This window comes from Vibrio sp. SSH13-20 (genome assembly GCF_040104475.1).
GTDB classification, from domain to species: Bacteria; Pseudomonadota; Gammaproteobacteria; order Enterobacterales; family Vibrionaceae; genus Vibrio; species Vibrio harveyi.
On record NZ_JBECOU010000004.1, the window covers coordinates 158,548 to 179,960 of the forward strand.

The following is a 21,413-nucleotide window of genomic DNA, read 5'->3' on the forward strand; positions in this document are numbered from 1 at the left end:
CCGCTGTGTACCTAATTCGTTTCTTACTGGTTAAGTCTTATCAGCGGCTTTTCTTTGTTCGAACTGAAAGCTTCATTTGAGCGTTTACAAGTTTCACTTAACTTTCATTTAATGAAATTATTATAGTTTCAAATGAAATTTCAATTGATCAAAATCAAGATCTCGTTCGATTGTCAGATCTATAGTGATCCCATCATCAAAACGAAGATTTTGTTTAAGGTCGAAACCATGATTGAACTTTATTTAGATACTGCTGATGTGGCAGAAGTAAAACGCTTTAACCAGTGCCTACCGCTAAAAGGCGTGACGACAAACCCAAGCATTTTGGCGAAGTCAAAACAGGGACTGAATGAAACCCTAGCAGGCATGCAAGAAGCACTTGACGGTACACCTCGCTTTCACGCTCAAGTCGTGAGTTCAACCGTCGAAGGCATGGTGGCAGAAGCACGCCAATTGAATGAATTGCCTTACGATATGGTGGTAAAAGTGCCAGCAACAGAAACCGGCTTGGCAGCAATTAAGCTAATGAAAAAAGAGGGAATTCAGGTTCTTGCTACTGCTATCTATTCAGCTCAACAAGGTTTCCTAGCGGCACTGTGCGGTGCTGACTACCTAGCGCCTTACGTAAACCGCATTGATGCGATGAACGGCAATGGTGTTGAAGTGGTCGCGGATCTTCAATTGTTGCTCGATCAAAACCAACTACCAGCGAAGATTTTGGCAGCCAGTTTCAAAAACACTCAACAAGCGATGGAGGTGATGAAACTAGGCATCGAAGCCATTACATTGCCAACCGATGTGGCGGCACAAATGTTCGCACATCCAGCAGTAAAACCGGCGGTTGAGCAGTTCGATAAAGACTGGAAAGAGACGTTCGGCGATAAACTTTCATTTGAAAGCTGATTAAAAGTAGAAGCTAGACGTCTTAGTTAGGGGTCTATTAATAAGGGAATCTTAACTCACCCTGTGCGCCGGTGAGTTTAAGATTCCCTTTTGTATTTCATATAAAGAGGTGAGGTTTACAGCAGTTCTCTATTGGTCAGTGACCAAAGGTACACGCGCTTGAGTAAACTGATTTTGAGCCTCTTACGAATACCTCGTTTGGAATGGCGAAGTCGGTCTGGTAGCGCAATGGCTTTCATCTCGGTTTTCATTTCTTTTCCATCCAACAACACAGTAGACCTCCGATGCTATAAGCCAGCAGATCTTTCCAATCAAATGTGGCGCCCAAAATTACAGCCAGAGGCGATGAAGGTTCGATACCAAGCCAAGCTACGACCTGAAGCAATTGCCCCAACTCGACAGCAAACGCAATCAACACCACCAGTGAAACCAGCCAGTTAACGGGCATGGAGAACAAGCTTGCAAGAAAGTAGTAGAGCCAAACCACAACCAGAACATCACCAAATGTCGGACGAATAAAGCTGTCTCGAATATAGAGCGCAATAACGACCAATGCGATAAAACACACCAAGCTTTTCAGTCCATTTTTTGCAGAAAATCGCAGGTGGATAGCAGACGACTCTTCAACCATATTGCTTGGCTGCCCAGTGAGAATTGCTCGTTTAAACATTTTCATGATTCGCCTTTGCACTTTCTTCTGCTTTCTTATTTCGTGCGTACCAGTCGATGTTGCGTGTAATAACCATAGTGAAGCTCAAAATCGCGAAACACAGCAATGCCCCCATAACCAATGCGTAGCTTTCTGCTTGTAGCAAGCCAAACAGTAATCCGTAGAGAGTGAGCAAACACGCCCCGAATATCGCGCCGTGCTTGGTGTTGCTCAACATACCGCTCACGTACACACTTAAAAGCCCCGTCGATGCGACTGCTGACACCACATACGCCCAGTTAAAGCCCAGATGTTCACTCATCGAAATCAGCAATAGATAGAAAAGCGCTAAAGCCAGACCAATAAAGCCATATTGCACTGGGTGAACCGGACGCGCTTGGAACAGCTCCAGTAAGAAGAAACTCGCAAATACTAATGTGATAACCAACAGTGAATAGTTCACAGCTCGGTGAGATTTCAAATAGTGGTCCACGGGATCAATCAAATCTACGCCCATTTGTCGCTGTTCAAGCTCGTGACAAGCGTGATTCGATGACAAACAGCTTTGGAACAGTTGCGCGATATTGGTAGAGAAGTTGTTGCTCGCCCATTGTGCTTTAAATCCATCTTCAGATACTTCTGATGACACCGGTAAGTAATCACCGATAAAGCTTGGATGTGCCCAAGTTGAAGAGAGCTCCACTGTTGTTTGACTGCCAATTGGTGTGACTTGAAGCTGTCCCATCCCTTGTAGCAAGAAGTTAAGATCGAATGCCAAAGGTTGTGCTGGGTTTAGGTCTGCAAGTGTCAGATCACTGTGGAAGCCTTGTGGTAACTGATTTAACCCCGTTCCCGGTGCGACTTCGATATCAGAGCTCGCCATGGTCATGTCATCCAAACGAATCAATCCACGGCTGTCTTCAATGCCAACGACTAGGCTCATGTTGTCAATATCAAGCCCCTGCAACGCCGCGAGATCGTCTGCATCAAAAGTGCCTTTCAGTGCCACTTGTGCTTTGTATAAACGCGCGCGGTAAATGCCTCGGTACTTTTCAAAACTGTCCAGATTCGCGCTCATATCAAAAGTGCTAGGTAAAAGAAATTTACGACGCTCTTTAATCTGTACTTTGTCATCTCGGTAACTGGTTTCGGTGTAGTTAACCATGATGAATGGACCAATGATGCGCTGTTCGCCGCTGCTGCTGCGTGCGATGTCGTTTCTGACTTCATCTTGGCGATATGAGCGCTCTGAGATCAGCCCTGTGACCATTGAAAGCGGGATTTGCAGTAAGACAAACAAAAACAGCACGAAGGCGAACTTCGTGCCGAGTTGGTTATTGAGGATCTTTTTCATGTTTCATTCTCCATTTGCTGATGGGAGTAATCTAAATCAGCAATTTGGAGAACGAATGGAGCTAATGTGGAGTTTCTATGGAGTTGGTAAAATCAGGGTCACTTTCACGCCAGAATCGACGTTTTCGACTTGCAACTTACCCTTGTGCAGCTTGATCACTTGCTCAACAAAATTCAGCCCGAGCCCAGTGCTCTTAACACCATTTTCCCGAGCGAGGGAGTAGAAGCGCTCGGTTAAACGAGGCATTGCATAGTCGGGAATGTGAGGACCTGAATTGAAAATCGACAGGCACACTTTCTCTTTCGCGACCTCAGCTTTCCATTCAATGCATCCCTCTGAATCAACAAAATCCAGCGCATTGTCCATCAGGTTAAAAACGGCTTGTTTCAGTAAGAAGGCATCACCAAGCACAGCGAGATGGTCATCAATTTGGATGTTGGCAATCACCGATTTTGCACTCAAGCGCGCATCCGCCGATTCAACCACTTCATTGACCATTTGTTTTAGCGAGATAGCTTCGACTTGTTCTAGTTCAGGGCGCTTTTCAAGGCGAGCAAGTTCTAGCAACTTATCAATCAATGACTGCATGCGGTCGCTTTCTCGCTCAATGTTGCCAGCAAAGCGCGTGACCTTTTCTTCAGGCAACGGCATTTGCAATATTTCACTCGCGCCTTTAATCGCTGACAACGGGCTTTTCAGCTCATGAGTCAGCGTCTGTACGTACTCTTCCACATACTGTTTACCATCGAGCTGGTTGCGCATTTTCTCCAATGCGTCGCTTAGCGTGCCGTACTCATAAAAGATACGAAATGTTGGCTTAGAAACCTTTTCGCCCTCACCCATTTTGGTCGCGTAGTCTTCTAGCTTGTTCAGTGCCGAGTGAATTCGCCAAGCAAACAACGCCCCAGCCAAAAGCACTAAACCACTCATCCACACCATCCAAAACAACACATTGCGTTTAGACAGATCGATGAAGGGTTGTACTGAGCGATTGGATTTTGCCACCGTCACGCTGCCAATGATTTCGCCTCTGTGGTAAATGGGCGCAGCAACGTGCATAACGGTTGAGAGCGGATCTTTCGGGTCTTCGATGGTACTGCGCGCACCGTATTGACCGCGCAACGTGAGATAAACATCGTTCCATTGCGAGTAGTCTTTGCCTACGTCTTGCTGCCAAGAATCCGCAATCACAACCCCTTGTTTATCGGTGATGTAAATTCGATGGTTAATCGCTTTTTTGCCAATTTCCCAAATTCGCGCTTGAGGTTCTCGCTGCCCATAAGCCGCTAATAGTTTGGAGAAGCGACTCTCAGACAACTTTCCGTTTGCAACGTCCTCTTCTGCCAATACCGCGAGCAAGTTCGCCATATCCACCAGCGTCTCTTCGGTGGTTTGGCGCACGGTTGGCTTAAGTTCTTGGACGACAGTTTTGCTCACCATGTAAGCCGTCATTCCGACTAAGATGAAGTAGAGAAAAAACAGTCTGAGTCCAAGTGGGATCTTCGGCCAACGATTCATCATTCACCTTTAATGCAGTAAAAGTAACCAAAGCCACGTTTGGTACAGATGCGTTCAGACATCTCAAACGGCTTCAACTTATGGCGAATCGCTTTGATATGGGTATCGATATTACGCTCATATGCAGCCTCTGGTGCCATGTCTGCCGCGATCATAAGTTGCTCTCGACTCAATACATTGGAAGAGACGGAAATCAGCTTATCGAGGATCTTAAATTCCACCGCTGTTAACCCAAGCATTTGTCCACCGACACCATAATCAAAGTTCTGCGCAACCAAATCGTGACTAAATTGAGATTGCTCTATGGTTAATGTTGGTTCTGGTTTATGTTCCACCATCGGTGCTTTGGATTTGATTCGTAACTTGATGCGCGCCAACATTTCACGCGGACTAAATGGCTTAGTCACGTAATCATCCGCGCCAATCTCCAAGCCCACTACACGGTCAATTTCATCGCTTCTTGCGGTGAGAAAGATAATTGGAATATCAGAAAACTCACGGATAGCTTTGCAAAGCTCAAATCCGTTGCCGTCTGGCAAGCCAACATCCAATACAAGCAAAGCCGCGGTATTGTGCTGCAAAAAAGCGAAACCTTCTCCTGCCGTTGCAAACCACTCTACGTGGTAGCCATCCAACTCCAATACATGAATCAAGTTGTCGGCAATAGCAGATTCATCCTCGATAATGACAACGGTTGATTGGTCACTCAATGTCTAAACCTCATTGACTATATTTATCTTAATGTCGTTGTTGCGTGTCTACTTTGATGCAAAGGCTATCGAATTGATACAACAAAGGCAAAATCCGTGAACAATATTAATCAAACTCGAATTCATTCAGCGAATTGAACTTATCACTGATACTGATGACTCACTACAATTGCGAATACAATGATTTCAACTATTGATATGAACAGTGTTCATTTTACACTCAACCATATCAATTCGATTTTGTTTAAAGGACAGTAACTGATGAAAAGAGCGCTAATCCCCCTAGCAGTACTCACTTTGCTCTCTGGTTGCACCAGCATGTCTCCAGATGAGTGTAAGACAGCAGACTGGTACAGAGTAGGCTACAAAGATGGGCAGGAAGGTAACAATCCGAGCATCATTAACAGCTACGCTGAAGACTGTGGTGAAGCGGGTGTCACTCCAGATCGAGAACAGTGGAAAGAAGGCTTTGATAAAGGCACGATTCTTTACTGCTCACCAGACAATGGCTATACCGTCGGTATTGAAGGGAAAGAATATTATGGTGTGTGTAGCAATAAACAGTTCATTGAAAACTATCAGTTAGGCCATCAAGAGTACCAACGCCAACAGCGCATCCAAGAGATCGATAATGAAATTTCTATCATCGATAATCAACTGGATAACAACCCAGATAAAGACAACGCTAAACGCTTAAAAGAGAAGAGAAAGCGATTGGCTGACGAACGTTCAAACCTCTTGTCGCCAACCATCAATTTCAATTTGAACTTCTAATTTCAATTCACTATCAATCAATGACCCTAGCTCAATTCTAGGGTCATAAACTGGCTATTTGGATCGAGTTCGTAGTCACCAAACGGATCGCAATACACAAAGCCATGCTTTTCATACAACAGGCGCGCAGGTTTAAAAAATTCCATCGAGCCAGTTTCTAAACTTAAGCGCTGCAAACCTTTTTGCTTCGCTTGCTCAATCACATGAATCAATAATTGAGACGCCACACCTTGGTTTCTTGCCGCTGGCGTGGTGCGCATGGATTTAAGCTCAGCATGTTGATCATCCAGCTCTTTAATCGCTGCACACCCAAGCAGTTGCTCATCCTTCCATCCGGTCCAAAATGTCACTTCTGGCGCTTTGAGCTTAGCTAAATCTAACGCATGCACACTCTCTGGCGGCGATGTGGCATACATGTCTTGTAGATGTTCTTCTAGTAATGCGATTACGGCTGTTCTTTCTAAATTGTCGACTTCAATTTTCACATATCGCCCTTGAGAGTTCGTGGTTATTCATTCAGTTGCATCAAATTTATTGCAAAATTTTAGTAGGTACAATCTATTGCTTTGTTCTTCTTTACAATTCCTGTCGCATGATGTGCTGAGGTCCAACTGGTCCACCATGATAAAGCTCATTAGTATCTTCAAAACCCGCCTTTAGGTAACACTGATAGGCGGGGACGTTTCGACAATTAACCGTTAGGTAGAGAAATTCAAATGTTGGATAGTGCAACTTAACAAAGTCCCTAAACAAACCAATGGCTTGCTTCGCAATACCTTTGCCTTGATGGCGATGATCCACCAGTAATGAGCGAACACCTAAACTTCTTTGAGGGCAAAAGTCATAATCTTCACTGTACGCAGCATCAAATAAAAAGAACCCGACCACACGATCATCTTCAAGGATCAAATGAGGCAGCTCTGTCGGTTTAAGACTTTCCAATCGCTGACCAATATTCTCAACCGTAAACTGAGCTTGATCTTCCAAGACTTGCAGCTCAAGGGTTTGCTCATGACGACATGGCGTGTACTTTTCAATGGTAATCATAATCATCCTTGCTGTTTTTATACCCATTTCATACAGGGTATGTCGTAAATGGAAATACCTACGGTCGCAATTCCCACTCGCTGGCAAACGTTTCACACATTATGATCCTCACCAATTGTTAGTGAGGTTGCCATGTTCCGTTTTTTGCTTTGTAGTTTTTCCCTTGTATTACTCTATCCTACCGCGATTGATCTTTACCTTGTAGGTTTGCCTCAAATTGCCGCGGATTTAAGCGCCAGTGAATCACAGTTACACATTGCGTTCTCTATCTACCTTGCCGGTATGGCAACGACTATGTTGTTTGCAGGAAAGATCGCCGACTCCATTGGTCGAAAACCTGTTGCTATGGTTGGCGCTGCGATCTTCATTGCAGCATCACTACTTGGTAGCATGGCTGAGCAGTCCACGACGTTTTTAATTGCTCGATTTACCCAAGGTATTGGAGCTGGCTCTTGCTATGTGGTTGCTTTTGCCATTCTTCGCGACACGTTGGATGACAAACGTCGCGCGAAGGTACTATCTATGCTCAACGGCATTACCTGCATCATTCCTGTCATCGCCCCCGTTGTTGGCCATCTCATTATGCTCAAATTCCCTTGGCCAAGCCTGTTCACCACAATGGCAGGCATGGGTGTGGTGGTTTGTTTGCTTTCAACCTTGGTGCTCAAAGAATCAAAACCTAACGTAATACCACAACAAAGCGCCGCTTCAGCTTCTAACCAAGAAACCTTCTGTGAGCGCTTTTTTATTAGCCGACTCATCATTACTGCCATTGGCGTGACCACCATTCTCACCTACGTGAATGTCTCTCCAATGCTGGTGATGGGCGAACTTGGTTTTGATCGTGGTGGCTATTCTTCTGTCATGGCAGGCACGGCACTCGTCAGTATGCTCACCTCTTTTTCTGCGCCATTGGCTTTGTCTTATTTTAAACAACGTACACTGATGCTGACGTCGCAAACCGTGCTTGTCAGTGCTGCGATGGTGATTGGTTTTGCGCATCTAGACCAATGGGGAATCCAATTTTACTTATTCGGATTTGGGCTGATTTGCGCTGGCTTCTCGATTGGCTTTGGCGTGGCCATGAGTCAAGCGCTCAGCCCATTCTCTCAACGTGCAGGTGTAGCAAGCTCATTGCTGGGCATCGCTCAAGTGTGTTGCTCTGCGATCTACATCTGGTTCATGGGATTGATTGGCGTTAATGCGCTGAATATGTTGGTGTTTATCTTAGCAATAGGTGGCGTAATCAGCTTGGCTCTAATACTATTTATTCCTAAGCCTGCTCATGAAAGCCACTATGAAGAAATCACTAGTCCGTCTTGATCTCAACTTATTGTTCACTCTGCAATTGCTGCTGCAAGAGCAGAGTGTTTCCAAAGCGTCGAAGAAATTAAACGTTACGCCGTCAACGGTAAGTAAATCGCTCAATAAGCTTCGTGACTGGTTTGATGATCCTCTGTTTGTCAAAACACCGAAAGGATTAGCGCCGACTCCGTTAGCACAAAGCATGGAGCAAGATCTGGCGGAATGGCTACAAATTGGCAGCCAAATTGCGGAAAAACGCAGCGATATAGCACCAAAAGGCGTACGCTTTGATCTGACCATTGAATCCCCGTTAGTGCTGACGATTCTTGATGAGCTTCTTATCGCAATCCACCAGCGTTACCCGGATGCTAAAGTCAAAACCAGTAATTGGGATTATGATTCACTCGATGCGATTGTGCGTGGAGAAGCAGACATCGGCTTTACCGGAAGAGAGAGCCATCCCCGCTCGAAAGAGTCACTCGACCTGCTCCCTTACTTCCTCGATTTTGAAGTGCTGTTCTCAGACCTACCTATGGTGTACCTGCACAAAGATCACCCTGCTTTGAAGCAGGAATGGAATCTTGAGACCTTTTTGAGCTATCAACACATCAATATTGTTTGGGAAAAGAGTGAAACATGGGCATTGGATGAAGTATTGAGTGAACTGGGCTTACAGCGCTCAATTGGCTTAACCATGTCGAGCTTTGAGCAGTCTCTATTTATGGCCGCACAGCCACACCACAATATGCTGACCACCGCACCGCAATACTGTGAAAGTTACACCAAGAAACTACACCCAGATTTGGTGTGTCTACCCATTCCATTGGAACAAACTCAACAAGATAAACTGCTGATCCCGTTCACCATGATTTGGCACAAACGTAATGCGTACAACCCAAAACTGGTGTGGTTACGAAATACCATTAAGTCACTTTATGGTTGTTCCAGTGACATCGATAAATAGCAAAAGGGGCGATATTCTCGCCCCTTTTTCTTCTAATGGTGTGATTAGCTAAAAAACTCAATGATCTGCTCAACAGCTTGATCAACGTATTCGTCTTCGTCATAGAGCCCAATGTGATTCGCACCTTCAATTCTAATCAATTGTTTAGGCTGCGAAGCCGCATCAAACATTTGCTCACTTTCGTATGCGGAATCCGCTTCTGTACCGACAATCATCAGCAGTGGTGTCGGTGTCAGGTTTGCAGCAATATCCAACGCAGAAAAGTTAGCCAACGTCTCATAAGACCAAGGCAAAAACTTGCTTTCGTATAAGCCTTTTGCTCCGCGCTCTGTCATGTAGTACTGGTAGAACTCTCTAAACAGACGTGGCATTTCCTCACTGTCTTCAGTTGGTGCATGAGGCAGAAAATCAATCTGCCCAGTAGCAAGATAACGTTCTCTCGCTTCATTACCTTTAAGCAGTAAATCTAACAAACCCTCTCGACCAATTACGTTGTGATAAAAACCTCGGTGGTCAAAGTAAGCACTCACAGTCGCAAGTGATTTTACGCGTCTATCTGTCGCAACGGCATGAGCTAAATACCCGCCGCCAGAACAAACACCTAACCCATGGATTTGCTCGTTGTTCACATACGTTAAAGAACGTAAATAAGTGACCCCATTGCGGCAATCTTCCGCTTTACTGTATGGGTTCTCATGAAATCTTGGTGCACCTTCACTCGCGCCAAAACTGGCATGGTCAAACGTTAATACCACAAATCCCTTGGCAGCAATTTTCTCGGCGTAGATTCTTACCGTCTGCTCTTTCACACCCGCCTGTGGCGCTGCAATCAAAACCGCGGGTAAAGGATTCTCCACTACAGATGGACGATGAATTTCCGCTGCAAGTCGGTTGCCATTGCTGAAAAATGAAGCCTCATATCTTGTTACTGTCACTCGATTCACTCTCTATAGTTAACGGTTTTTTAGACGATAGAGACGAGCATTCACAAACATTTGTACTCTGCTCCTCTCTTTTAAACCAGTATAAGGAGCGCTATTATTCAGATATATATAGGCATTATGAAAACACTGTTAGGTTTACATGAACAATCTATCTTGGCGAGGTATTCGAGCGTTTATTTATGTGGCGGAATGTGGAAGCTTTACCTCCGCAGCCGAAGCGATGGGCGCATCAAAGGCAAACGTGAGTCAGCTCGTGAGTGAATTAGAGTCCTCGCTAGGTGTTCAATTGCTTTATAGAACCACACGTCAGCTTCGCCTTACTGAAATTGGCGATGGCTACTTTCGCAAGTGCAAAGAAGCAATGCTACAACTGGATGCCGCCGCAGAGTGGGCACAGCAAACCACCAGCGAAATTAAGGGTCGGATCCACATGAATTCTGTCGGAGGACCGATTGGCGAAGAGCTCATTGCACCATTGGTGATGAGTTTTCAATCCGCCTACCCGAACGTAGAAGTAGAGCTCGATTTCTCAAAACATCGCGTTGATCTTATTGAAGATAGCTACGACTTAGTCCTCCGTGTCGGCGAAATGCCAGACTCCACTCTCATCGCGCGCCGACTCACCACACTTCGCACGCACTATGTCGCAAGTCCAGATTTTCTGGAACGACACCCGAACATCCTCGTCCCAGAAGATCTTAAAGCCTTGCCTTTGATTCATGGCAGTGTTGATCATTGGATTATGAAAAATCACAAAGAACAGCGCATTATCAATGTAGGGCAAGGTATTAAAGCGGCTACTGGCAGGACCATGCGGCACGCGGCGGCTTCTGGACTAGGGGTAACGCGACTAACCGATGTGTACTGCCATGCTGATTTGGCATCCGGAAGACTTATCGAGGTGCTCCCGGAATGGTCAGAAAAAACCTTACTTTCGCTCGTCTGTCCGCCAGTCAAATATCAACTACCAAGAGTCAAAATGCTTATGGACTGGATAAGCGACCGATTCGAAGAACACTATAAACAGTTCAGAATTGAGGGCGAACATTCAAGCTAAGCTCGGTTTCAATCACTCGTGCGAACGCATTTTTTCTCAGCAAGTGCCATAGCGATATTGGCTTTGCTGTACGCACTCTCGTTGATGAAATGCGGATAGATATCCTGTTTGCCTTCCCAGAAAATATCGTAACCAAAGAAGGTCGCGAGTAGTGGTTCGCCCGGTTTGACTACCTCGAAATCTCGTCCACAGATCATAGGATGTACTGTCGCGACACGCATACCATCGTGGTCGACAGGGATCATGACTTCTTCGGTGTAAAAATACGCGTCGTAGTCGTTCAACTCACCAACACGATCAAGGTTATGCTGTTCAAGGTAATCTAATACCATGGTCAGCATCTTTTTCATTAGCTCTAGAGTGTCGTACTTCAGTGAACCATGTGCTTGAGCTCCAACTTCGATCATCACGCCATGCTGCCCGGTGGTGCACAAATAAGGTTGGTCATCCCACGCTTTTCTGTCTTCAAACAAGATGTTGGCTTCTGGCATGCGTTGCTTCACATACGCCCCCATCTTGCGATAGAACACGTCATTAGAAACCAAAATCAAGGTCGCACCCATGTTACTGGTGGTGTTGTGCAGATCGATGATCAATTGATTCTCTTGGTGAGCATGTACTTGCGTGAATTGCTGCGCGATTTCAGTTTCTTGCTGAGTCGCAGGCGATGATTGATTCGCCAAGGCAAATTCACGGTTGAGATCGGTCTCCACATAACGAACGTTTTGCTTTACCGCTTCAGGGTTGCCAAGCACACACTGAGTATTGAACGTCGAACGGTCAGCAACATAGAGGCGATCTTTGATGAGCTTTTGAAGATAAATGCCAGAAAGCTCGTTACCATGCGTACCTGCCACGAGCAGAACACGATTAAGTTTGTCCATAAAAGTGATATTCCAAATATTGAGTAAAAGTGAGTTTTAATTGAGATTGAGCAGCGCCCTCTTAGCGAAACGCCATCGCTCCTTTTCCCACACCTTCATAGGCGATAATTTGCAGTGACTGCCCCTCATTTAATGAAGGAGCAATTTCATTAGCGATAAATACGGCAAGCAGTTCCACCGTTGTATCCGTGTTCAGCACTTCGGTTTCACTGTGTGCAATCGCTAACTGGAAGTCCCCTTGAGACGTGGTGTAACGAAAGCCAAAGTGGGTATCGCTAATGCTGCCATTAGCGTGTTCACTCAACTCTAAATGCTCAACTTCAACTAAGTCTTCGATGGAGGCGAGATAGATATCTTGCCAACGCTGTGCAAAAGCGTGCTCGCGTTCGATATCACGCTGCCCATCCACTAGGATTTGGATCGGTGAACGATGTCCGTGTGCGATACGCTGACAATTACCATCGTGTTTTTTTAAACCGTGGGTGTAATGATAGTAAGCGCCATCGAGTTTTTCATGACGTAAGGTCACATCAATCGATGCCACATTACTCGGTAGATGACCTTGTAGAACATGGTGAATGTGTTTCGTCACGCTTTCTATTGAGATTTCTTTAGCATCAACAAAGCAAAAGGCTTCATCCGGACAATGTAGATGAATGCCCTTTTCACCACGCATAAGGTCGACTTGGGAATAGCCTGATTGAATACTTGTGGTTTCCACCGCGTCATTATCTACGGGAACAAGCAAACGGTGATCAACATATTGATCGAACAATTGTTTGATTTGCTTCTTCACTTTCGAGAAATCCAGCACCATGCTCATCTCATTGAGATCGCCATGCATTACGACATCCAGAATCCAGCTCTCGCCGACCATGCCTCGTTTTTCACACAAATACGATGCATCAATAACCGTGAGATCATTAACAAATAGATTCAACCCGAATTCCTCATTCTGTATTTATTATCGAACCAAATTGTTATGTTATAACAATTACTATTTTCACTCAATTTGGCAAGACTTCGATATCTCAATGCACCATGAGTGTGCGTTTTCAGCTATAACTAATCACTTTATCAACTAATTAGCTTCTTATGTTTGGCGCTACACTGCGTATCTTACTTAGGATTGAGGATAAGGAATGTCGACATTTTTACTGACCGCGATTGCTATGTTGGCGTTTGCTGCCAATTCACTGCTGTGTCGCTTAGCATTAGCAGCAGGTCTCATAGACGCGGGCAGCTTCACCCTTATCCGTTTACTCTCTGGTGCAGTCACCTTAGTTGCCATCCTACTTCTGAGAGGAAACTTTCGCAGCCAGCTACCGACAACCAAATTCAGTCTGTTTGCAGGAGTAGCCTTATTTGGATATGCCGCCCTGTTTTCTTTCGCCTATATAAAACTAGCAGCTGGAACCGGAGCCTTGTTACTTTTTGGTGCTGTACAGCTGACCTTACTCGCCCTTTATTGGTGGCAAGGGCAGCGCTTTAAATCGCTCGAAGTGTTAGGCATTGCGGTGTCGTTAGCGGGGTTTGCTTGGCTCATGCTGCCATCGGCAACTCGACCAGATGTCTGGTCTGCTGTATTGATGGTACTTTCCGGTGTTTGCTGGGCAGGCTTCACCGCTCTAGGTAAACACGCCCCAACTCCGAGCAGTGGGATTACTTGGGGGTTCATTACCGCTTCCATCTTAGGACTCTTACTTTCCCCACTGTTATTAGATTCAATTCAAGTAACCTTAAAAGGTACATTATTAGCCATTGCATCGGGTGCCATCGCCTCAGGTTTTGGTTATGTACTTTGGTATCAGGTAATGCAAAAGTTATCTCTGTTACAAGCAGCGGTTAGCCAGCTTTCTGTTCCTGCCATCGCTCTGATTTTAGGTAGCATATTGTTAGGTGAAGCCCTGACCCTACATTCGTTAATAACCAGTGCTATCATTCTTGGCGGCATTGCATTGGTCTTTTTATCTCGCTCCCAAAAATCCAAAACCACATCTACAAGCCAGTAAAAAACAAAAACTTCCCTCTCAACTTATTCCTCATCATCTATGCTTTTTGTTAGGCACTTGTTTTCACAATAATTTGGAAGTGAGCAAGACCTAACATGCTGGCGATGAGCCTTGAATAGAAATTTGGTTTGATAATTCCTGCAAAACTGTATCAGTAATGAGACTTTCTAGTTAAACGTTTTCTTGGTCGTTTTTCCTCCCACGCTATGAGCAACGGGGCTCGAAGAACGATTTAGGCTTTTCAGTCCGATTGGGTTTTGACAAAGGATTTACAAACCTCTTCATTTCAATCGCTATATTCCGCGTCCGCAATTTTTTCAGAACGAAGTTCTGATTATTGATTGAATAAATTCATCCACTTACAAGCATAAGCCTGAGCTAACGTTGACACTATGAACGAGAAAATCAAATTCGCCACAAAAGTAGCGCTTAGCCTAACTCTGGCTTATCTGATCCCGTTTGCAATGGGTTGGCCGCAAGCATCTACCGCGGCTACGACAGTCATGTTAATCGCTTCTACCGGTAGTCGACGTGAGTCTCTCGCCAAAGGCACATTGCGTGTGCTGGGTACTTTAGTAGGTGCGGTAATCGGTTTGTTGCTTGTCGGCATGTTTGCCCAAGATCGCTTGCTGTATATGCTCAGCGTTTCTGTCGTTGTTTCCTTTATTTTCTATTTCCGCAACGCGTACCAAAAAGACCCGACCTTACTTGCCTTAACTGGCGTAATGGTCTTAATGATGTCGAATGGTGGAGATGCAGAAGGCGCATTCATGTATGGCGTTGATCGCGCGTACATGACGATCTTTGGTGTAGTGCTTTACACCTTAGTGGGCACATTCCTATGGCCGACCAAGACAGAGCAAAATCTGCGTCAGCTCATTGAGCAACTGAATCAAGCTCAACAAGCGTTGTTTAATGCCATTTTGCAAAACTTCGAACAAAAAACAGCGCTACAACAGGATGTGGTCACCAATGTGGAAGCGACTGAAAACGATGAAGCACCGTCACCAACCATCGATGAGTTGTTAGAAAAAGTATTCGCCGCACAAAACGCGCTAGAACAACGCTTTGCAACCGTCAGTGTCGAGTGCAGTGATGTCTCGGTCTATATGAAAGAGTGGCAACTCGCGGTCCACTTCAATAAGCAAATCACTCAAGAGCTTAGCGTGGCTGCACATAGTCACTTTAGCCACCAGCAAGACCGAAGCTGTATCAACAACTTTGATCAAGCGACTCAAGAAATCCAACAACTGTTCAAGATCAGTCAAGAGATGTGGGACAACGAGGGAGCGGCTTACCGAGCTCAAGAATTAAACATCGAATACAACCAAGCTGCGCTGGCAGACGCGTCTCACCTTGTGAAAGGCTCAGCACTCACACTTGGTCACTTACTTAAACTCATGCACCAAAGCTTGTCTCGCTTAGCTGAGAGCATTAGCTGTATTGATTCTGTGACCAACAATGTGTCGTTTAAGCAAGAATTGCCGAAGCAGAAAAGTAAGTTCCTTTGGTGGGATGCTGAGAACTTCAAAACCGCAGTGAAAACCTTCACCACCTACTGGGTGGCAGGGTTAATTTGGATTTATTTCAACCCGCCAGGTGGCTACTCGTTTGTTACCTTCTCAACCATCTTTATGTCACTGCTGTCGTTTGTACCTGTTCACCCATTCATGTTGCTGATTTTGTTTACGTTTGGCTTCCTATTTGCAGTGCCTTCGTACGTCTTTATTTTGCCGGGTTTAGAGCTAGGTGCCGAACTGGGCTTGTTCATCTTTATCTATACCTTTATCGGTTTCTATCTATTCAAAGGACCGGTGACCATCTTCTATATGATTGGCTTGTTCGTGCTCGGTCTCGACAACAATATGACCTATCACTTTGGCATCCTAATGACGATCATGACCTTGTTCTACATGGTGGTGTTCATGATCATTTTCGCTCATTACTTCCCTTTCAGTTCACGTCCAGAGCATTTGTTCTTAACGCTGAAAGAGCGGTATTTCAGGCATGTTGGTGACCTATTTGCTAGCTATCACCAACAATCTGAGTCCTCTTTTAAAAAGCTGAAACGTTCTTTGCATTTGGTGACACTAAACGTCTCTTCCAAAAAACTGATGGTTTGGGGCTCAAAGATCAACCACAAGTTATTTGATAAAACGCCGCCAGAGGCCATCGGCGCATTCAGCAAGTCATGCAATGCCCTAAGTAACCACGTCAACATTTTGATTGCTGCCGAACAAAAGCTGTTAAGTAACCCCCTTATCAAACAGTTACGCAGCAAGCACACCGATTCCATATTACCTCTGATGGCTGGCGCACTAGCAAGCCATCAGGCGACTGACGAACTCGATTCTGTGTTCGAAAAATACAGCCAGGATTACCAATCCTTTGAAAATAAACTGGAAGAATTCTTTAGTGAGTTGGATTTATCTGACTACGCTTATTCAGAGATAGCTGGTTTTTATATCTTGCTGAATTTAAAACGGAACGTGTTCGAAGCAATAAACCAATGCAAGCAAACCTACGAGGATATCGATTGGGTGAACTTACGTCAGAAGCGGTTTTAAAGGTGAGGATATGATGCTTCTAAAACTAACTAAACCTAGCCTCGCCATACTCTCTGTACTCGGATTGAGTGCGTGTACGACTTTGGGTCCGGATTACGTCCATCCAGAGCAAACCGCCTTGCCAAGTGATTGGTCATTAGAAAAAGCGGCGCAAGACACACAGCAGTCCAAGCAAAAACTGCAGCAGTGGTGGCAGCAGTTCAACGATCCAACACTGAACCAACTGGTTGAGATGGCGAGCCAACAAAACCTCGATCTTGAGGCGGCGGGTTTGCGCATCGTCCAAGCACGTTCGCTATTGGGCATCTCCACAGGATTGCAATACCCACAAGTGCAAACTGTCTCCGGTAACTTAGCCAGAGCTTATGTGAACGACCAAGGTGTAAATAACGCCGCGCTGTCATTTGATGCTGGGTGGGAAATGGACATCTGGGGCAAATACGCGCGTGGCATTGAATCTGCTGAAGCTGGCTACTATGCGTCGATTGCGTCTTACCACGACATCATGGTGACCATCACTGCGGAAGTGGCACGCAACTACATCAACTACCGCACGTTCCAAGAGCGTATTTTACTCTCTCGTCGAAACATCGAGATCCAAGAGCGCGTAGTGAATATTACTCAGGTGCAATTTGATTCTGGTAACGTAACCGAGCTCGACGTTCAGCAAGCGAAAAACCAGCTCTTCAATACTAAAGCGGCGCAACCTTCGCTTGAAATTGCAATGAAGCAGTCGCGCACTGCATTAGCATTGCTGTTGGGTGTGCTGCCAGAAGACGTTGAAAAGCTGTTGCAATCTGATGGCTTTGCTCAGCGGATGGCGGATTACGAAAACCAGTTTAAATCCTCAGGCAGAAAACCCGCACTATCAGGCAACGACGAACGCTCCATCGTACCTCGCCCACCTCTACTGGATAACAAAGTGGATGCAAATTTGGTGATGCGCCGACCTGATCTTCAAGTATCAGAGATGCAAGCTCGTGCTCAGAGTGCTCAGATTGGCGTTGCCGAAACAGCCTTGTACCCAAGCTTCTCTCTGTTCGGCTCTATAGGTATCGATAGCACGGTTCCAGATGGCAGCAGCTTCAGTTTCAGTGACTCGTTAACCATGGTGGTAGGTCCAACGTTCAGTTGGAATATCTTCCAATACGGACGAGTGAAAAACAACATTCGATTTGAAGATGCGAAGTTTCAAGAAACGCTGACCAACTACAACAAGAAGGTGCTGCAAGCGGTTAATGAAGTGACTAATGCACTGGAAGCTTATGACTTGTATTTGGAGCAAAAATCGCTGCGTCTGCAATCGGTCAATTCGTCGATTCGCGCGTTCAATATATCGATGACGCAGTACGAAAACGGTCAGATTTCCTTTGAGCGCCTTCTGAATTCAGTAGAGAAAATGACTCGCGCAGAAGACAGCTACGCCACCATCAAAGGTAACGTCGCAAACCAAGTTGTGGCACTTTACAAAGCGCTCGGCGGTGGATGGGAGGCTCAAACAGGTAAACCATTTTTATCTGAAACCGTCGCCAAACAGATGCAAGACCGCAGCGATTGGGATAGTTTGCTGGACGAAGAAGAACGTGTTCTGCCACCAATTCGCATCGAGCCATCTTCAGACAAAGCGCAAGCAGACAGTGCCGAGCAACTAAGTACCCAGAAAAATAGTTCCGAGCAAGATGGGGAGGTGCAGTAATGCCACACGAACTCTCTTGGGGGGACGTTTACTTTTCTCCCTTGTTACTGGTGCTGATTCTTGCCGTCACTGCCACATGGATAACGGTGATCATCTTGAACAAGACACGCTTGTCACGCTTCATTGCATTTCCGTCTCTGACATTCATTGCCATCATGGTGTTTTACGTGGTGGCCATCGACAGTTTTTATATACAGTTTTAGGTGCCCAACAAGATGAAAAAACTACTCGTTATTGCACTCAATCTTGTCATTCTTGGTGGCGCGGCGTGGTTCGGCTATCAGAAGTTCGAAGAGTATTTTAATAACCCATGGACCCGCGATGGTCAGGTACGTGCGAACGTTATCAAGGTTGCACCTCGTGTATCTGGTCCTATCGTTCATGTTGCCGTGATGGACAACCAAGAAGTGAAGAAAGGCGATCTGCTGTTTGAGATCGATCCAACCACTTACGACGTTGCCCTATCACAAGCAGAAGTGGCGTTAGAGAAAGCCATCGTCAGTTCACGCGGTAAAAAGATCGAATACGATCGTTTAAAAGACATCCGAGCCAAAGACCGAGGCGCAGTTTCTCACAAAGATCTCATTCGTCGTGAAATCACCTACGAAGAATCGTTACTGCAAATCAAATCAGCAGAAGAACAGCTTAAGTCTGCGCGCCTGAACCTTGGTTACACCAAAGTGTACGCATCGGTTGATGGCTTTGTATCAAACCTAGATATCCGTGACGGTACACAAGCGGTTGCAAACCAACCGTTAGTGGCACTTATCGACAAAAACAGCTTCTGGGTCTTTGGCTTCTTCCGCGAAAACCAATTGGCTCAAATTGCCCCGGGCAATGAAGCTCGTGTCACCTTGATGTCTCACCCAGACACACCTATCGACGCTACGGTGGACTCCATCGGTTGGGGTATCGCCCCTAAAGACGGCACCGTTGGCTACAACCTTCTCCCTAATGTGAACCCTGTATTCCAGTGGATTCGCTTAGCCCAACGCATTCCCGTTCGCGTGTCATTGCATGAATTACCAGAAGGCGTCGACCTACGCTTTGGTCTTTCTGCTTCCATCATGGTAATGAAGGACTCATCACAAGAGCAAGAATAGGAGTTAAACAGACATAACCATGGCTATCGGAAAAAAACTCAAAAACATCAATGAAGAAAACAACTTCTTCTATCTGACCCTAGCGTTAATCGGGCTCTTAATTGGCGGTGCGTTTGTACAGGTTGTAGGAGAAGGAGCGATGGAACACCTGTTACAAGGGTTCACCATCATCACTTTTATCGTTTGTATGGCGAGCTTACGCTTTGACAAAAACTGGTCACGTTTTCTTTATACCTTGCTCGGTACTTGGGTATTGGTGATTGGTATTAAAGCCGCTCTCGGTATCAAAGAAATGGACGTGGTGATGCTCGCCCTCACCTTCGCCTTCTTCTTCGGGACATTCAAATCCATCGCAAGACAGATTCTGTTCACTGGGCATGTCAACACCAACAAAGTGATTGGTTCGGTTGCCCTATTTTTGCTGCTGGGACTGATGTGGGCAATTGCCTATCTCATCCTTCTTGAGTTCTCTCCAAACTCATTCACCGGGATGGAAGCCATCTCTTGGGGTCAGAACTTCTCTAATGCAGCGTATTTCAGTTTCGTCACCTTAACCACGTTAGGTTACGGCGACATCAGCCCTCTAACACCATTGGCACAAGTCGTTGTGTACTTAGAGGCCATTGTAGGCGTGTTTTATATGGCGATTGTTGTTTCAAGTCTCGTCAGTTCCAACATTGAACATCAGGTAAACAAAAATGGATAAACAATCGGAAAAAACAGAGAGTAAGATTTTCATCAGTAATATGGTGGAATCTGCGATACGTATCGGCTTGATCTTAGTCTTGCTGATGTTTACGTATGACATTATCAAACCTTTCATTCTTCCTGTGATTTGGGGTGCGATCATCGCGGTTGCATTGATGCCAATCTGTAAAAAACTAGAAAGAGTGTACGGTGGTAAACGAGGTCTCGCTGCAACGACAATTGCGTTGTTGGGTATCGCCCTACTGGTCACGCCTCTAGTGATGGTATCAGGCTCCATTGTTGATGGCGCAACGCACGCACTAGAAGTATTGCAAAATGGTGACATCAAAATCCCTGGTCCAAAACCTTCTGTTGCTGATTGGCCACTTGTCGGTGACAAGCTTTACGAAGTATGGACGCTGTTCGCGACAAACTTAGAGAAAGCAATTCAAACCTTTATGCCACAAATCAAGTCAGGCTTAACGTCTCTACTTGGCATGGTAGGCGGTGCTTTGGGTAGTCTGCTTCTTTCTATCCTATCGCTTGCGATTGCTGCTGGCTTTATGACTTACTCAGAGTCCTTGGCATCAGGTCTTAGCACCATTGCCGTTCGCACCGCTGGCGACAACGCCAAGAGCTGGACAACACTTATCGCCGCAACCATTAAGAGTGTGTTGCTTGGCGTGGTTGGTGTCGCTGCGATTCAAGCGCTATTGATTGGTGCAGGTTTCTTCATCTTCGGCGTACCTGCTGCAGGTCTACTCACACTTATTCTGATGATCCTGTGTATAGCACAGCTTCCAGCACTGCTTGCCGTACTGCCTGTAATTGGCTACATGTACATGACCCAAGACACCAGCACTGCGACTATGTTTACTGTGTGGGTTGTGGTTGCGGCATTGTCAGAGAACCTGTTCAAGCCGATGCTAATGGGACGCGGTGTTGACGTACCGATGCCTGTGATTCTACTTGGTGCCATTGGCGGCATGCTCTTCTACGGCATCGTTGGTCTGTTCTTAGGTGCCGTTATCCTAGCGATTTGGTATGAGCTATTCGTATGGTGGTTGAGCATAGAGAAAGCACAACAGCAAGAAGAAGCGGTCATCGAAGAGAAAGAAGCGTCGCAAGCGGAATCTGGTCACGGCGCTGGTATCTAACCTTGCAAGCATTTGAAACAAACCGCTGTCTTTGCAGCGGTTTGAGCTATTTAGCTCACAGTTTCATCGCTTGGAATCAGAT

Annotated in this window: 22 protein-coding genes; 12 read left to right on the forward strand and 10 right to left on the reverse strand. The window is 45.7% G+C overall.

All coding sequences use genetic code 11. The features are described 5' to 3' along the window. Window positions 1-228: 228 nt before the first annotated feature. On the forward strand, window positions 229-903 hold the full coding sequence (locus tag ABMY42_RS12760; RefSeq protein ID WP_349266376.1) for a fructose-6-phosphate aldolase: 675 nt from the start codon (window positions 229-231) through the stop codon (window positions 901-903). 116 nt (window positions 904-1,019) lie between these two features. Here ABMY42_RS12760 and ABMY42_RS12765 read toward each other — a convergent pair whose 3' ends face one another. The 5 genes from ABMY42_RS12765 to ABMY42_RS12785 all read right to left on the reverse strand — a co-directional run bounded on the left by ABMY42_RS12765 (window position 1,020) and on the right by ABMY42_RS12785 (window position 5,134). Then, window positions 1,020-1,154, reverse strand: coding sequence for a hypothetical protein (locus tag ABMY42_RS12765; RefSeq protein ID WP_009697969.1), 135 nt, complete (start codon window positions 1,152-1,154; stop codon window positions 1,020-1,022). Further along, window positions 1,151-1,579 carry a DUF2809 domain-containing protein gene (locus tag ABMY42_RS12770; RefSeq protein ID WP_349266377.1) on the reverse strand — a complete coding sequence of 143 codons (429 nt, stop codon included), beginning with the start codon at window positions 1,577-1,579 and terminating at the stop codon, window positions 1,151-1,153. The genes ABMY42_RS12765 and ABMY42_RS12770 overlap by 4 nt, the downstream gene beginning before the upstream one ends. After that, window positions 1,566-2,906, reverse strand: a complete 1,341-nt coding sequence (creD, locus tag ABMY42_RS12775) for a cell envelope integrity protein CreD (RefSeq protein WP_349266378.1) — start codon at window positions 2,904-2,906, stop codon at window positions 1,566-1,568. The genes ABMY42_RS12770 and creD overlap by 14 nt, the downstream gene beginning before the upstream one ends. Window positions 2,907-2,981: 75 nt before the next feature. Next, a complete protein-coding gene (gene creC, locus ABMY42_RS12780; protein WP_349266503.1) occupies window positions 2,982-4,424 on the reverse strand; it encodes a two-component system sensor histidine kinase CreC in 1,443 nt (480 codons plus the stop codon). Further along, complete coding sequence (locus ABMY42_RS12785) at window positions 4,424-5,134, reverse strand: response regulator (protein WP_349266379.1); 711 nt, start codon at window positions 5,132-5,134, stop codon at window positions 4,424-4,426. Before ABMY42_RS12785 ends, creC begins: the two co-directional genes overlap by 1 nt. Window positions 5,135-5,395: 261 nt before the next feature. Here ABMY42_RS12785 and ABMY42_RS12790 point away from each other — a divergent pair, with 261 nt between their 5' ends. Then, window positions 5,396-5,908, forward strand: coding sequence for a DUF2799 domain-containing protein (locus ABMY42_RS12790; protein WP_050907231.1), 513 nt, complete (start codon window positions 5,396-5,398; stop codon window positions 5,906-5,908). A 26-nt stretch (window positions 5,909-5,934) separates the two neighbouring features. Here the strand turns inward: ABMY42_RS12790 and ABMY42_RS12795 are convergent, their stop codons facing one another. Together ABMY42_RS12795 and ABMY42_RS12800 are read right to left on the reverse strand one after the other, a co-directional pair. Beyond that, a complete protein-coding gene (locus ABMY42_RS12795) occupies window positions 5,935-6,393 on the reverse strand; it encodes a GNAT family N-acetyltransferase (protein ID WP_009697975.1) in 459 nt (152 codons plus the stop codon). Window positions 6,394-6,484: 91 nt separating this feature from the next. Next, window positions 6,485-6,955, reverse strand: a complete 471-nt coding sequence (locus tag ABMY42_RS12800) for a GNAT family N-acetyltransferase (protein ID WP_069687840.1) — start codon at window positions 6,953-6,955, stop codon at window positions 6,485-6,487. A gap of 132 nt (window positions 6,956-7,087) precedes the next feature. Between ABMY42_RS12800 and ABMY42_RS12805 the strand changes: the two genes are divergently transcribed. Next, window positions 7,088-8,278 (forward strand): MFS transporter, encoded by a 1,191-nt coding sequence (locus ABMY42_RS12805; RefSeq protein ID WP_349266380.1) that lies wholly within the window; start codon window positions 7,088-7,090, stop codon window positions 8,276-8,278. After that, window positions 8,253-9,224 (forward strand): HTH-type transcriptional regulator YidZ, encoded by a 972-nt coding sequence (gene yidZ / locus ABMY42_RS12810; protein WP_349266381.1) that lies wholly within the window; start codon window positions 8,253-8,255, stop codon window positions 9,222-9,224. Before ABMY42_RS12805 ends, yidZ begins: the two co-directional genes overlap by 26 nt. A 44-nt stretch (window positions 9,225-9,268) precedes the next feature. On the opposite strand, the gene ABMY42_RS12815 is transcribed toward yidZ, so the two are convergent. Then, window positions 9,269-10,159: an alpha/beta hydrolase gene (locus ABMY42_RS12815; protein WP_005453194.1), complete on the reverse strand. Its 891-nt coding sequence runs from the start codon at window positions 10,157-10,159 to the stop codon at window positions 9,269-9,271. Window positions 10,160-10,307: 148 nt separating this feature from the next. Here ABMY42_RS12815 and ABMY42_RS12820 point away from each other — a divergent pair, with 148 nt between their 5' ends. Further along, a complete protein-coding gene (locus ABMY42_RS12820) occupies window positions 10,308-11,225 on the forward strand; it encodes a LysR family transcriptional regulator (protein ID WP_349266382.1) in 918 nt (305 codons plus the stop codon). Window positions 11,226-11,233: 8 nt separating this feature from the next. Here the strand turns inward: ABMY42_RS12820 and ABMY42_RS12825 are convergent, their stop codons facing one another. After that, on the reverse strand, window positions 11,234-12,109 hold the full coding sequence (locus ABMY42_RS12825) for an aspartoacylase (protein ID WP_038899278.1): 876 nt from the start codon (window positions 12,107-12,109) through the stop codon (window positions 11,234-11,236). A gap of 61 nt (window positions 12,110-12,170) precedes the next feature. Next, on the reverse strand, window positions 12,171-13,049 hold the full coding sequence (locus tag ABMY42_RS12830; protein WP_349266383.1) for a 6-carboxytetrahydropterin synthase: 879 nt from the start codon (window positions 13,047-13,049) through the stop codon (window positions 12,171-12,173). Window positions 13,050-13,251: 202 nt separating this feature from the next. On the opposite strand from ABMY42_RS12830, the gene ABMY42_RS12835 reads away from it, so the two are divergent. The 7 genes from ABMY42_RS12835 to ABMY42_RS12865 all read left to right on the forward strand — a co-directional run bounded on the left by ABMY42_RS12835 (window position 13,252) and on the right by ABMY42_RS12865 (window position 21,331). Beyond that, window positions 13,252-14,121 carry a DMT family transporter gene (locus ABMY42_RS12835; protein ID WP_017189666.1) on the forward strand — a complete coding sequence of 290 codons (870 nt, stop codon included), beginning with the start codon at window positions 13,252-13,254 and terminating at the stop codon, window positions 14,119-14,121. Window positions 14,122-14,513: 392 nt separating this feature from the next. Beyond that, window positions 14,514-16,688 (forward strand): FUSC family protein, encoded by a 2,175-nt coding sequence (locus ABMY42_RS12840; protein ID WP_349266384.1) that lies wholly within the window; start codon window positions 14,514-14,516, stop codon window positions 16,686-16,688. Window positions 16,689-16,698: 10 nt separating this feature from the next. Then, window positions 16,699-18,384 (forward strand): TolC family protein, encoded by a 1,686-nt coding sequence (locus ABMY42_RS12845; protein ID WP_349266385.1) that lies wholly within the window; start codon window positions 16,699-16,701, stop codon window positions 18,382-18,384. Next, entirely contained in the window at window positions 18,384-18,587 is a 204-nt protein-coding gene (locus ABMY42_RS12850; protein ID WP_005453214.1) for a DUF1656 domain-containing protein, read from the forward strand. The genes ABMY42_RS12845 and ABMY42_RS12850 overlap by 1 nt, the downstream gene beginning before the upstream one ends. Before the next feature lie 12 nt (window positions 18,588-18,599). Then, window positions 18,600-19,487, forward strand: coding sequence for an HlyD family secretion protein (locus tag ABMY42_RS12855; RefSeq protein WP_005453216.1), 888 nt, complete (start codon window positions 18,600-18,602; stop codon window positions 19,485-19,487). Between the two features lie 19 nt (window positions 19,488-19,506). Next, the gene (locus tag ABMY42_RS12860; RefSeq protein ID WP_005453218.1) at window positions 19,507-20,193 is read left to right on the forward strand and encodes a potassium channel family protein; all 687 of its coding nucleotides are present in this window, start codon (window positions 19,507-19,509) and stop codon (window positions 20,191-20,193) included. After that, the gene (locus tag ABMY42_RS12865; RefSeq protein WP_005453220.1) at window positions 20,186-21,331 is read left to right on the forward strand and encodes an AI-2E family transporter; all 1,146 of its coding nucleotides are present in this window, start codon (window positions 20,186-20,188) and stop codon (window positions 21,329-21,331) included. Before ABMY42_RS12860 ends, ABMY42_RS12865 begins: the two co-directional genes overlap by 8 nt. Window positions 21,332-21,413 lie beyond the last annotated feature (82 nt).

Bases quoted from the DNA above. Each gene is read 5' to 3' on its own strand.
- ABMY42_RS12760 (WP_349266376.1), top strand. From the start codon at position 229: ATGATTGAACTTTATTTAGATACTGCTGATGTGGCAGAAGTAAAACGC.
- ABMY42_RS12765 (WP_009697969.1), bottom strand. From the start codon at position 1,154: ATGAAAACCGAGATGAAAGCCATTGCGCTACCAGACCGACTTCGCCAT.
- ABMY42_RS12770 (WP_349266377.1), bottom strand. From the start codon at position 1,579: ATGAAAATGTTTAAACGAGCAATTCTCACTGGGCAGCCAAGCAATATG.
- creD (WP_349266378.1), bottom strand. From the start codon at position 2,906: ATGAAAAAGATCCTCAATAACCAACTCGGCACGAAGTTCGCCTTCGTG.
- creC (WP_349266503.1), bottom strand. From the start codon at position 4,424: ATGAATCGTTGGCCGAAGATCCCACTTGGACTCAGACTGTTTTTTCTC.
- ABMY42_RS12790 (WP_050907231.1), top strand. From the start codon at position 5,396: ATGAAAAGAGCGCTAATCCCCCTAGCAGTACTCACTTTGCTCTCTGGT.
- ABMY42_RS12800 (WP_069687840.1), bottom strand. From the start codon at position 6,955: ATGATTACCATTGAAAAGTACACGCCATGTCGTCATGAGCAAACCCTT.
- ABMY42_RS12805 (WP_349266380.1), top strand. From the start codon at position 7,088: ATGTTCCGTTTTTTGCTTTGTAGTTTTTCCCTTGTATTACTCTATCCT.
- yidZ (WP_349266381.1), top strand. From the start codon at position 8,253: ATGAAGAAATCACTAGTCCGTCTTGATCTCAACTTATTGTTCACTCTG.
- ABMY42_RS12820 (WP_349266382.1), top strand. From the start codon at position 10,308: ATGAACAATCTATCTTGGCGAGGTATTCGAGCGTTTATTTATGTGGCG.
- ABMY42_RS12825 (WP_038899278.1), bottom strand. From the start codon at position 12,109: ATGGACAAACTTAATCGTGTTCTGCTCGTGGCAGGTACGCATGGTAAC.
- ABMY42_RS12835 (WP_017189666.1), top strand. From the start codon at position 13,252: ATGTCGACATTTTTACTGACCGCGATTGCTATGTTGGCGTTTGCTGCC.
- ABMY42_RS12840 (WP_349266384.1), top strand. From the start codon at position 14,514: ATGAACGAGAAAATCAAATTCGCCACAAAAGTAGCGCTTAGCCTAACT.
- ABMY42_RS12845 (WP_349266385.1), top strand. From the start codon at position 16,699: ATGATGCTTCTAAAACTAACTAAACCTAGCCTCGCCATACTCTCTGTA.
- ABMY42_RS12850 (WP_005453214.1), top strand. From the start codon at position 18,384: ATGCCACACGAACTCTCTTGGGGGGACGTTTACTTTTCTCCCTTGTTA.
- ABMY42_RS12855 (WP_005453216.1), top strand. From the start codon at position 18,600: ATGAAAAAACTACTCGTTATTGCACTCAATCTTGTCATTCTTGGTGGC.
- ABMY42_RS12860 (WP_005453218.1), top strand. From the start codon at position 19,507: ATGGCTATCGGAAAAAAACTCAAAAACATCAATGAAGAAAACAACTTC.
- ABMY42_RS12865 (WP_005453220.1), top strand. From the start codon at position 20,186: ATGGATAAACAATCGGAAAAAACAGAGAGTAAGATTTTCATCAGTAAT.